General features: G+C 45.2%; 8 protein-coding genes. 2 read left to right on the top strand and 6 right to left on the bottom strand.

The annotated features are described in order from the left end of the window. Positions 1-14 precede the first annotated feature (14 nt). Positions 15-743, top strand: a complete 729-nt coding sequence (locus tag LYZ37_RS16330; RefSeq protein WP_171320538.1) for a transporter substrate-binding domain-containing protein — start codon at positions 15-17, stop codon at positions 741-743. 72 nt (positions 744-815) lie between these two features. Here LYZ37_RS16330 and guaD read toward each other — a convergent pair whose 3' ends face one another. From guaD to LYZ37_RS16360, 6 genes are all read right to left on the bottom strand, one after another. Next, positions 816-2,153, bottom strand: coding sequence for a guanine deaminase (guaD, locus tag LYZ37_RS16335; protein ID WP_239856006.1), 1,338 nt, complete (start codon positions 2,151-2,153; stop codon positions 816-818). A gap of 41 nt (positions 2,154-2,194) precedes the next feature. Beyond that, positions 2,195-3,046, bottom strand: coding sequence for a xanthine dehydrogenase accessory protein XdhC (xdhC, locus tag LYZ37_RS16340; protein ID WP_272787943.1), 852 nt, complete (start codon positions 3,044-3,046; stop codon positions 2,195-2,197). Between the two features lie 169 nt (positions 3,047-3,215). Next, the gene (xdhB, locus tag LYZ37_RS16345) at positions 3,216-5,600 is read right to left on the bottom strand and encodes a xanthine dehydrogenase molybdopterin binding subunit (protein ID WP_272787944.1); all 2,385 of its coding nucleotides are present in this window, start codon (positions 5,598-5,600) and stop codon (positions 3,216-3,218) included. After that, entirely contained in the window at positions 5,593-7,038 is a 1,446-nt protein-coding gene (xdhA, locus tag LYZ37_RS16350; RefSeq protein WP_004744604.1) for a xanthine dehydrogenase small subunit, read from the bottom strand. Before xdhA ends, xdhB begins: the two co-directional genes overlap by 8 nt. A 489-nt stretch (positions 7,039-7,527) precedes the next feature. Beyond that, positions 7,528-8,259, bottom strand: coding sequence for a GntR family transcriptional regulator (locus tag LYZ37_RS16355; protein WP_239824011.1), 732 nt, complete (start codon positions 8,257-8,259; stop codon positions 7,528-7,530). A 134-nt stretch (positions 8,260-8,393) separates the two neighbouring features. Beyond that, entirely contained in the window at positions 8,394-10,085 is a 1,692-nt protein-coding gene (locus LYZ37_RS16360; RefSeq protein ID WP_272787945.1) for a methyl-accepting chemotaxis protein, read from the bottom strand. Positions 10,086-10,745: 660 nt separating this feature from the next. On the opposite strand from LYZ37_RS16360, the gene LYZ37_RS16365 reads away from it, so the two are divergent. Beyond that, a complete protein-coding gene (locus LYZ37_RS16365) occupies positions 10,746-12,569 on the top strand; it encodes a M4 family metallopeptidase (RefSeq protein WP_272787946.1) in 1,824 nt (607 codons plus the stop codon). Positions 12,570-12,699: the final 130 nt, after the last annotated feature.

Here is a 12,699-nt window from a genome sequence, read left to right on the forward strand (position 1 = left end):
ACAGAGGATAAGTTATGAAAAATCTCATTTTGATTGTGGTGAGTACACTGTTTTCTTTTGCTTTAAATGCAGCGGTCATTACTGCCGCGCAAGATCCATGGGCGCCGTTTGTTCAAAAGGATAAAGCAAATCCGGGAGTATCTGTTGAGATTATTACTGAAGCCTTTAAGTCGCAGGGGCATAGTGTTGATTTCAAAATTATGCCTTGGACTCGCGCACTCAATGAAGTTAAAGGCGGTAGGGTAGACGTGTTAGTGGCGACTTGGTTTACCAATGAACGTACCTCTTTCTTGAAGTACAGTGACCCTTACCTAGAAAACTCGCTTAAATTTATTATGCGCAAAGGGGAAGGATTCGAATACAACGGATTGGATAGCTTGTCGGGTAAAACAGTGGGTATTATCCGTAACTACGGTTATGGTGATGAATTTTTAGCGGCGAATAACTTTAAAAAGCCCGAAGCGAATGACTTGGTTGCCAATGCTAAAAAGCTGATGGCCAAAAGGATTGATCTGACGTTGGAAGATGAGCTTGTGGCGAAGTCTACTTTGTCTGGTGCGGGAATGAATTTGGCTGACTTTGAGTTCACCAATAACGCCTTGTCCGTTAACCCACTGCATGTTACCTCAGGGTTAGCGAATCCTAATCACGCCGAATACATTGACGCGTTTAACAAAGGGTTAGCCGAAATTAAGGCCAATGGTACCTTTGACAAGATCTTAGCCAAATACGGCATTAAGTAGAGGTATTAGGCTGGCAAATAAAAACGCTCCCATCAAAAACAGGAGCGTTTTTAAATTGCAGGTTATAGGAACCTAGCTAGCGAACTTTTTTCCATCTATCTTACCTTTAGCATCATACGCTTTTTCACCGTAGATAAAGGTCTCGCACACTGTTCTATCGTCACCTAAGCTCATTAGAACAAACAACTTCTCTTCAAGGGTTGTCGCTTGGTTCATGCGGAAGCGCATCAGCTGCGTTGCGTGAAGATCAAGCACCACAAAATCGGCTTCTTTACCCACCTCTAGGTTACCAATCTTGTCTTCCAAGTGGAGTGATCGAGCACCGCCTAATGTTGCAAGGAAGAGAGATTTAAGTGGATGTAGCTTCTCTTGTTGAAGCTGCATGATTTTATACGCTTCACTCATGGTCTGAAGAATCGAGAAACTGGTACCCGCTCCAACATCCGTTCCCATTCCGACTCTTACGCCGTGCTCCTCTAGTTTTGGTAGCTTAAACAAGCCCGAACCTAAGAAAAGGTTAGACGTAGGGCAAAAAGCGATCGCTGATTCCGTGTCTGCTAGGCGCTGGCACTCACAATCAGACAGGTGGATACCATGTGCGAATACCGAGCGTTTGTGCAGTAAACCATAGTGGTCATAGACATCAAGATAAGAATCTCGCTCAGGGAATAAATCGAGTACCCATTCGATCTCTTTCTTGTTCTCTGAAAGATGAGTGTGCATATACACATCGGGGTACTCTTCAAGCAGTTTACCCACAGTGGCTAACTGTTCAGGTGTGCTAGTGGGAGCAAATCGAGGAGTAACAGCGTAAAGCAGACGACCGCGGTTGTGCCATCTTTCAATCAGTTCTTTTGATGCTTCATATCCAGATTCTGGAGTATCGGTTAGGTAGTCTGGCGCGTTTCTATCCATCAATACCTTACCTGCAATCATGCGTAGGTTACGACGTTCCGCTTCACCAAAAAATACGTCTACTGACTCTTTATGTACCGTACCAAATACAAGGGCTGTAGTAGTCCCGTTGCTTGCCAGTTCATCAAAAAACAACTTAGCGACCTTGAGCGCGTAAATTGGGTTCTTAAAACGGCGTTCTTCTGGGAAGGTGTAGTTTTCTAGCCAGTCGAGCAGTTGTTCACCGTATGAAGCGATCATACCCGTTTGCGGATAGTGAATATGGGTATCGATAAACCCAGAGGTAATTAGCTTGTCTTCGTATTCGGTAATATTGAGGTCTTTGGGTTGGCGAGCGAGCACTTCCTCGGTTTCACCAATATCTACAATATGCCCGTCTTCGACCACGATGATACCGTCATCAAAGAATTGATATGAATTGTCCAGTCCGACATCTTTCGGATCCGCGATACTGTGCAAAATTGCTGCACGATAAGCGTTGCGTTGCGTTGTCATTTTTACTTCCTTTTTCAACCCAAATTAAACGGCTGATTGGGTTAGGCGATTTTCTCTTCCAGTGGCGAATCGCTCATATGATTACTTTTACTGTGTGCCGTAGGGCGCTTTTCTTCAAGTGGAATGCCCTGATAGTGTGCGATTAGTTCACCTGCAACCGATACCGCGATTTCTGCCGGATGCTTGCCATTCACCATGCTGACGCCAATCGGGCAAATCATAGTGTTGATCTGTGCATTACTGTAACCACGCTGGGCTAAGCGCATATCAAATTTCTTGCGTTTAGTCAGTGAACCAATCATGCCGAAATAGACGCTGTCATCTCGGTCAATAATGGCTCTAGCGAGATCAAAATCGAGTTGATGATTGTGAGTCATGACTAAGTAGTAACTGTTTGGTGGCAAGTCTCGTACCTCTGCGACCGGATCATCGGTCACTAACTTAGTCACATTACGTGGTAGTTCTTCAGGGAAAACATCATCACGCTCATCAATCCAGGTAACTCGGAAGGGAAGAGTCGAGACGATATGTAAAAGGGCTTTGGCAACATGACCTGCTCCAAACACAACCAGATGCTTTTGCGCGGTGCCAATAGGTTCAAAGCTCAGTGTTGCCATTCCGCCACAACACTGGCCTAGACGGGCACCTAAATTAAAGCGTTCTACTTTGAGTGAGCGTTCACCAGCGATCAGCATCTCACGAGCCATTTTGGTCGCGACATGCTCAAGGTGACCACCACCTATAGTGGCAATCAACCTGTCACGGGTGACCAGCATTTTGGTTCCTGCATCCCTTGGCACAGAGCCACGGTCTTCCAATACAGTCACCATCACGCACGGTTCGCTGTTTTTCTCTAGTTGTGCCAGTTCATGAATCCAATTGTCCTTAAACATACGTCTCTCCTTGAACTATTTATCTTGTCGTCATTCTCGGCAACAAGGACTCTTTAACCATTGTCATCCTCAAGAGCGAGGAACGAGAGAGTTGGGGATCTCTTATAGATAGTGCCGATTTTAAGAGATTCCCTACTCCTTCTTTCATCAGTCTATGGAATGACGCCTACTAGGCTTGTTCAGCTTTCTCTGGTGCCGTTTGTGGCTGGCTCACTTTCGCAATCGCCATCAAGACACGTTCTGGTGTTGCTGGTGTATCCAACTTAGGAATCGCTCCCTCGACGGCGACAGAAGCAATCGCATCTTTCAATGCACTCCAGACCGACATACCCAACATGAACGGTGGCTCACCGACGGCTTTTGAATTAAATACCGTATCTTCTGGGTTCGCTCGGTTCTCCAGTAAGTGGGTATGGAACTCAATTGGCATATCTGCGATCGCTGGGATCTTGTAGCTTGCAGGGCCATTGGTCATTAAGCGGCCTTGCTCATTCCAGATTAACTCTTCGGTGGTTAACCAACCGACACCTTGCAGGAAGCCACCTTCAATCTGACCGATATCAATGGCAGGGTTTAGCGAAGCACCTACATCATGCAGAATGTCTGCACGTAGAATCTTGTACTCACCTGTTAAGGTATCAACGATTACTTCCGAACAAGAGGCACCGTAAGCAAAGTAGTAGAATGGACGACCGCGAGCCTTTTCATGATCGTAGTAGATCTTCGGCGTACGGTAGAAGCCTGTGCTCGATAGTGATACTTGGTTGAAGTAGGCCAATTGAACAAAGGATTCGAAGGTCATGATTTTATCGCGGATCATGATCATGCCGTTTTTGAAAACCACCTCTTCAGGTGAGACTTTAAAGTGGCTAGAAGCAAAATCAATCAAGCGCTGCTTAATGGTTAGTGCGGCATTTTGCGCGGCTTTACCATTGAGGTCGGCGCCCGATGAGGCTGCTGTTGGCGATGTGTTCGGTACTTTGTCGGTATTGGTTGCGGTGATTTGGATACGTTCAACATCAACTTGGAACTCCTGTGCAACAATTTGTGCCACTTTGATATTCAAGCCTTGTCCCATCTCTGTACCACCGTGATTCAAATGAATACTGCCATCGGTGTAGATGTGAATGAGCGCGCCAGCCTGATTGAGGAAAGTCGCCGTGAATGAAATACCAAATTTCACTGGAGTGATCGCTAAGCCTTTCTTCAAGATAGGGCTTTGCTTGTTGAACTCGGCAATTGCTTTGCGGCGAGCGTGGTAGTCACTGCTTTGCTCTAGCTGCTCTGTGATCTCTGGTAAGAAGTTATCTTCAACCTTTTGGTAGTAGTGAGTGACGTCACGTCCTTCACCACCGTAGTAGTTGGCTTTACGTACTTCGAGTGGGTCTTTGCCTAAGTAACGGGCAATCTCATCCATGATGTGCTCAATGGTCATCATACCTTGCGGGCCACCAAAACCTCGATAGGCAGTATTTGAGGCAGTATTGGTTTTACAACGGTGACCTGTGACCGTTGCGTCACCTAGGTAGTAGGCGTTGTCTGAGTGGAACATTGCGCGGTCGACAATTGAGCTTGATAGATCTGGTGAGTAGCCACAGTTACCTGCAACGATGATCTCTGACCCTTGAATGACACCATCATCATCAAAACCAATCTTGTATTGGTTGTAGAATGGGTGACGCTTGCCCGTCATGGTCATATCTTCTGCGCGTGGTAGGCGCATCTTAGTCGGGCGCTTGGTTAGATGAGCAATCACGGCCGCCATACATGCTGGCGCTGCGGCTTGGGTTTCTTTACCACCAAAACCACCACCCATACGGCGCATGTCAATCACGACTTTATGCATAGGGACGCCAAGAACTTCAGCAACTAGCTTTTGTACTTCTGTCGGGTTTTGCGTTGAGGTGTATACGATCATACCGCCATCTTCGGTCGGTATAACGCTACTAACCTGAGTTTCAAGGTAGAAATGTTCTTGACCGCCAATTTCTAAATCACCTTCAATGATGTGCTTAGCATTGGCAAGTGCTGCTGCCGAATCGCCACGTTTTTGCTGGTGGCTCTCAGTCACAAATAGCTCTTTTTCTAGTGCTTCTTTGACATCCAGAACCGGTGGCAGTGCTTCATACTCAACAATGGCGGCTTGCGCGGCTTTGCGTGCGGTTTCCATGTCGTTTGCTGCAACTGCGAGTACGGGTTGTCCATAGTATTGAACTAGCCCGTCAGCAAGCAATGGGTCACCGGGTAGTATGGCGCCGATATCAAGTTGCCCAGGTACGTCTTCATGGGTAATGGCAATCGCCACGCCTTCGAATTCATAACATGGAGAAACATCAAGCTTGGTAATTTTCGCATGAGCGTGGGTACTTAAACGCGCATACACATGCAGTTGATTTGGGAATTCAAGACGGTCATCAATATAGACCGCTTCACCCGTGACCTGCTTTGGGGCGCTGTCGTGTTTTACGCTTTTACCAACGCCAGTTTTGAGATCCTGCTTTACAATGGCGACCATCTCTTCATGAGTTAGGGTCTGATGGTGTGCGTTAGACATAAGACGTTACCCTCGTTTCAATCTGGTTGTTCTGATGGTTCTGCTCGATAAAGAAACGGCGCAGCATGTTCGCGGCGGTCATAGAGCGATATTCTTTGCTTGCTCGGAAATCAGACAGTGGCTCAAAGTCGCTGTATATCTCTTTCATTGCTTTATCGATAGTCTCTTGCGTCCAGCTCTGGCCAATTAAAGCAGCTTCACAGTTCGAAGCGCGCTTTGGTGTTGCTGCCATACCGCCAAAGGCAATACGAGCGTCAACCACTTTGTCATCTTCTATCTGGATATTGAACGCACCACATACTGCTGAGATATCGTCATCTAAGCGCTTAGAAAGTTTGTATGCACGGAAGGTGTCGTTGCTCTTCGGTTTAGGAATAATGACTTGTTCAATAAACTCACTTTCTTGCTGAGCGGTCACCTTGTAGCTGATGAAGTAATCTTCAATCGGCAGGATTCTTGATTGCTTACCACGGCGCAGCTTAACCTGAGCATTAAGTGCGATGAGAAGTGGTGGCGCGTCTCCGATTGGTGAAGCGTTACCAATATTGCCGCCAAGCGTACCTTGGTTGCGTACTTGCAATGATGCGAAGCGATGTAGCAGCTCGCCGAAATCAGCGTAGTGGCTGGTCAGCAGTTGGTATGCATCGCTAATTGCCACGTTAGCACCAATGTGTAGAGCGTCTTCACTCTCTTCGCAAACCTTCATGTCTTCAACAAGGTTGACGTTGATTAGAGTTTCAATTTCTCGGTGGAACTGGGTTACTTCTAGCGCCAAGTCGGTACCGCCAGCAACCAGTTTCGCCTTAGGATTTGCAGTGTAAATTTCTGCTAGCTCATCGACGCTACGCGGAAGGTACGCGGTCAAGTTTCCATGACTTAAGCTAGCTGGCTGTTCTTGCAAGGTTTGCAGTCTCGCGACCGTTTTCTTCTCAAGCTCAACAAACTGATCCATTAGTGGCTCGTTTGAAACCAATGACAAGGCAGCATCCACAATAGGGCGATAACCCGTACAGCGACATAGATTGCCAGCCAGTGATTCCATGACATCTTCTTTGTTCGCTGCTGGTTTGTTCTTACTTAAAGCGAACATGGACATAATAAAGCCCGGAGTACAGTAGCCACATTGAGACCCATGAAAGTCCACCATGGCTTGCTGTGTTGGGTGCAGTTTGTTTTTGTTCTGCAAGTCTTCGACGGTAATAAGTTGCTTACCATGAAGGCTAGAGACGAACGTCAAACAAGAGTTAACAGAGCGGTACTGAAGTTTTCCTTCAATGACTTCACCCAGTACAACGGTACAGGCACCACAGTCACCTGAACCACATCCTTCTTTGGTACCCGTTTTTTGTACATGTGTTCTCAGGTACTGAAGCACTGTCATGTTAGGCGACAGCTCACTTTCTTGTTTGAGTTCTTGATTGAGTAGGAAAGTAATCAAGAGACCTCCTTGTGCATTGACACTATTGTTCTGATGTTTTTTCTGACCTTGTGGTCAATAATTGGATAATTTGACCATAAGGTCAACTTTATTTTTACAAAAATGCAACACGAAAAGGCGTTTTTTAGGCGCTATTCAACAGAGGTGTTTTCGATAAGCTTATGATTAATATGATGAAGTTATCTAATCTTCGAGTAAAAAATCTTTACGTAAAGAAAATTAATATTGTATTTTTTATTGTGTACAATCTTCGGGATGCGGGATGCGGGATGCGGGATGCGGGATGCGGGATGCGGGATACGGGATACGGGATGTAGGCACTGTCATCCTGAAGAACGAGGGACGAGTGAGTTGAGGCTCTCTTGCAGCGAGTATTGAGGGAGAGAAATTCCCAACACCTTGTTAAGTTAGCGTTGGGAATTTGGCTTTTTCTCGTAGCGCAGCGGTCTCACATCCAAAAGCGAAGCGTTCCCGCATCGTGCTACCTTATCAACGCCCTTTAATCAGATCAGAGAACACAACGTGCAGATCGTTGGAAGCGGCGCCGCTATCTAAGTTGAGCTTGGAACGAATATGGTCGATATGCACTCGCATTAACTCGACGGCCTGCTCGGTTTTACCTGCCTCAATGGCATCAAGTAACACCGTATGTTCATCTAAAGAACAATTAGCGTGGTTGCCTGTTTCGTACTGGGCGATAAGCAGTGACGTTTGAGAAACTAAACTGCGTTGGAAGGCAAGCAGCGGAGCGTTGTTTGCAATCTCGGCTAGCTTAATATGGAACTCACCTGATAAACGTAGCCCTTTACCATAATCACCATTGTCGAAAGCTTGATTTTCTTTTTCAACCAATCGACGACACTCGTCAATCTCGGCGGGTGTTGCGTGCTCAACGGCTAACTCAGTAATCGCTAGCTCCATGACTTCACGCGCTTTAATGATCTGCTTCGCCTCTTCCTTAGTAGGCGCTGCGACCATAGCCCCGCGGTTTGGGCGAATACTGACAACTTGCTCCATAGAGAGTCTCAGCAAAGCGCGGCGAATGATGGTTCGGCTGACACTAAAGATTTCGGCTAAGGCTTCTTCATTGAGTTTCGTTGCTGGTGGAAGGCGTTGTTCCAGAATTGCATCGAAAATGTGGCAGTAAACGACATCATCTTGGGTCTGACCCGCGACCTTAGTCTTGATATTTTTTGCCACAGAATTTTTTAGATTTGCCATAGGCGGCGTTCACTCTTAAACCATTTATTTCCTTTATAAAACAATCATACTTTACTTTGTATACATGTGGCTAGAGCAGGGCTGAATTTGCGACTTTGAACGCACTGTTCAAAGCCGCTATTTTCAACATTTGGTTAACAACGGAATTTGCGTAGATTGTTGTGAAGATCGACAGCATTTTTAGCGATGGCTTCACTAGTAACTGCAGACTGCTTAGTGTCTTCGGCGGTCTCATCTGCTAGCGTTTTTATGCTGATAAGATTGTTGTCTAAGTCTTGCGTAACAGTTGATTGCTGTTCAGCTGCTGCTGCGATCTGCAGGTTTAGGTCAGCAATTTGGTTTACAGACTCAGCTGCAAGCGAGAATGTATTGGCAGATTCACTACTTTTAGATAGACATAGCTCCGCTGTGTCGGTGCCTTTCTTCATACTCGTGACTGCGTTTTTGGCTTCTGACTGCAATCTTTCCACTAGCTGTTGAATATCAATAGTTGCTTCCTGAGTTCTTTTAGCCAGAGATCTTACTTCGTCTGCGACTACAGCGAAACCACGTCCGGTTTCACCAGCTCGTGCGGCCTCAATAGCAGCGTTTAGTGCGAGCAAGTTTGTTTGTTCTGCAATGCCTTGAATTGAGTCCAAGACTTGACCAATGTTGTTGGTTTCTGAAACCAAGTTTTCAATGACACCTGATGAGCTTGTTACTTCGTTCGCCAGTTCTTGAATTACTTCTTGCGTAGCGAGTGCTTCTCTATGTCCTTCTAAGACGTTTTTCTTAACTTGGTCGGTGACTGAAGAAGCATTAGCTGTACTGTTTGCAACTTCTTGGGTCGTCATATTCATCTGGTTAATAGCAGTGGCGACCTGTTCAATATCAATACGCTGTTTTTCTACGTTTTGTAATGTTCTTTGCAAAGAGCTAGAAGTCAGGTTCGAAGAACTTTGCAACTCCTCTGCCTTAGAGTTGATTTGTGAAATCATAGAGCTCAGAACACCTAAGAATTTGTTGAAGGATCTTGCTACTGTGCTCGTCTCATCGTTGGAGCTGGTCTCAAGTTTTACAGTGAGGTCTCCATCTCCGCTAGCCACTTGCTCTAACCTTTCAATTAGATTCAATATGGGGGAACGAATAGAGCGAGTTACTAAAAGTGGCAGGATAATACCGACCACCAAAGATATAGCGGCTATGATAGTCATCCATTTTATGGCTTCTTTCTCATCTTGCTCGGCCTGTAATGCGCTTTTCAGTGTAAAATCCTGAACCCTATCCAGTATCGCGATTAAAGCTTTATCCAGTTCGTCTTCATGTGCCTCGACCTTGTGCGAGATTTTTAACATCTTCTCGATATCACCGTTGAGTCCATAATCCATGACTTGGTCGACTTCGCCCGTCAAAGTACTGTAGGACGCCTCTACTTTTTTCAGGTCTGCGAGCAGTTGAGCAAATTCCTGTTTGGCTTTTTCTGAGTGAAGTAAAGGGATCGCATGTTCTATGAATGACTCAATTTCGATGATCTCTTCTTGTACCTGTACCGTCAGGTCATGCACTTTATCCTTGGCCTTTTCGAAGGTTTGTTTACTTTCCATCCCTTGATCTACACGAATGGCTTTGAGTAGGGCTCGTTCGAATAGAATTGCTTGTTCAAGTTGATGTTCAGTAACGACAGTGAGCTTTTTGGTCAGTGGTATATCCTCTTCCGCTATGTCGATAAGTTCGTTACCAATTTTGTTCATTTGATAGAGTGCGAACCCACCTAAGATAGCCATAGCAAGCAGTTGGCAGAAGCCTAATAAATACACTTTTTGAGCAATCGTTAGTTTAGACAGCATGCAGAAATTCCTTTCTCTTTATTGTCTGACGCAATATTGATTTACATTTTTACAACCATCAAAGCAAAGGGTGTGCCACAGGAAGGTGCTGAATAAATAGGGAATTAACCCTTAAACACTGTCTTCTTACGCGTTGGTTGTATATCTAGTTTGCATATTGCAACTATTTTGCAACATGCAAAAGTCCTTCAAATCATTACTGGAGTTCAAACAGAACAAAAGCCGATTTATAAGTGTGTAGTTTCTTAAAAATGAGACGGTATTTTAATGTGTCAGCTATCGGGGCTCTTGAGGTATTAATTGAATTTTTACTCTATATCTTTGACGGGAAGCTGTACTGCAAAGTATGAAAGCGAGAACTAAACTTTAGGCGTAAATCACGTGCTACTTGTTGATGGTTTTGTGTGGATTAATTGGCGCACATTTTTGTCATTAGCAATAAGCCTTTGCTTTGTTACAACTAAATATTGCTCAATTTTATACTTCGCTTGTTATTGATTTATTTGCGTAAATTTTAGTGAGCGTTCGGTAAAAGCGAGTTGAGCTATAAACTTGCTCAATTTTGGTTCTATCTTCCATGTTTAATGCGCGATTTATCGCTAAACACTTCCTATCTTGCTGTTGGGAAGAAGGAGTTTCTACAAATAACAGGAAAGAATAATGAACCAACAACGTCATTTAAGCTGGATGATTGCCGCTATCATGGGCACGTCTATGAGCTGGTCTGTGGCTGCGGCAGAAATGGTGCAAGTCAGTGATGATGCATTACTACAACAAACTCTTCAGGCTCAATCGAACAGTGTTGTTCCAGTAGAGACAGGTTTCGTCGAAGTGAAACGTGTCGTATTGCCAAACGGAAAAACAAAGGTCCGTTACCAACAAACACACTTAGGCCTGCCAGTATTTGATACTTCAGTTGTCGCCACCGTGTCGAAAGATCAGCCTAGCCAAGTGTTTGGTACCATGGCTCAGGGTATTGGTGCCGATCTAGCAACGACAAGCCCAACGCTGGATGAAAAGCAAGCCGTCTCGGCGGCTATTGCAGCCTATCAAGGTAAGTCTGTAGCTAAACCTAACGTTGAAAATGAAAACGCTAAACTTATGGTCCGTTTAGATGAGTCACAGACGGCGCAAGTGGTATACATGGTAGATTTCTTTGTCGCAGAGGAAGAACCAGCGCGTCCGTTCTATTTCATCGATGCCATGACAGGTAAAGTACTTCAGCATTGGGATGGCTTAAACCATGCAGAAGCAACCGGTACAGGCCCCGGAGGTAACTTAAAGACCAATCGCTATGATTACGGTAAAGACTTCCCAGCTTTTGCTATCGACAAAACCGGTACTAAGTGTAAGTTGGAAAATGCTGCGGTCAAAACCATCGATTTAAATCATGGTACTTCTGGTACTCAGGCGTATACGTACGATTGTACTGATGGTACTAACTTTACCGATCACAAATACATCAATGGTGCTTATTCACCACTTAATGATGCTCATTACTTCGGTAATGTCGTGTTTGACATGTATAAAGAGTGGATGAACACCGCCCCTCTGACTTTCCAATTAACGATGCGTGTACATTATAGCTCTAACTATGAAAACGCATTCTGGAATGGCTCGTCAATGACGTTCGGTGATGGCCAAAACACCTTTTATCCACTAGTGGACATTAACGTCAGCGCACACGAAGTGAGTCATGGATTCACTGAGCAAAATTCAGGGCTCGTCTACCAAAACATGTCTGGTGGTATTAACGAGGCATTCTCTGATATTGCAGGTGAGGCTGCGGAGTACTACATGCGTGGCAATGTAGACTGGATTGTGGGTGCAGATATCTTTAAATCAGAAGGTGGCCTACGCTACTTTGATCAACCTTCAAAAGATGGTCGTTCAATTGATCATGCATCTCAATACTATGATGGTTTAAATGTTCACTACTCCAGTGGCGTTTTCAACCGCGCGTTTTATCTGTTGTCGAATAAGACTAGCTGGAATGTCCGTAAGGGATTCGAAGTCTTTACAGTGGCTAACCAACTTTACTGGACAGCAAACAGTACTTTTGACCAAGGTGCGTGTGGTGTAGCGAAAGCTGCTGCCGATATGGGATACAGCGTCGATGATGTTAAAGCGGCATTTACCACTGTTGGTGTTGATGCGAGCTGTGGCGCAACGCCTCCTGGCGGCAACGTTCTCGAGAAAGGTAAGCCTCTCACTAACCTTAGTGGCAGCCGCTCTGCTCAAGACTTTTACACCTTTACCGTAGATTCAGCATCAAATGTGGTTGTGTCTATTTCTGGAGGTTCAGGTGATGCTGATTTGTACGTAAAAGCAGGCAGCAAACCAACGACGAGTAGCTATGATTGTCGTCCATACCGAAACGGCAATAGTGAGCAATGCAGTGTATCAGCCCAAAAAGGCGTGACTTACCATGTGATGCTGCGCGGTTACACAAACTACTCTGGCGTGACACTAAGACTTGATTAAGATTATGATCTTAGACATATGACTTAGGGCATCTTCGGATGCCCTTTTTAGTCTTGTGCTATTTGCAATATTTCTCTTGATTGACTGTGCAACTTGTGGTCTACTCTCGCCCCTTTTTTGACTTGCATAC

Source organism: Vibrio tubiashii (assembly GCF_028551255.1).
Taxonomy (GTDB): Bacteria; Pseudomonadota; Gammaproteobacteria; order Enterobacterales; family Vibrionaceae; genus Vibrio; species Vibrio tubiashii_B.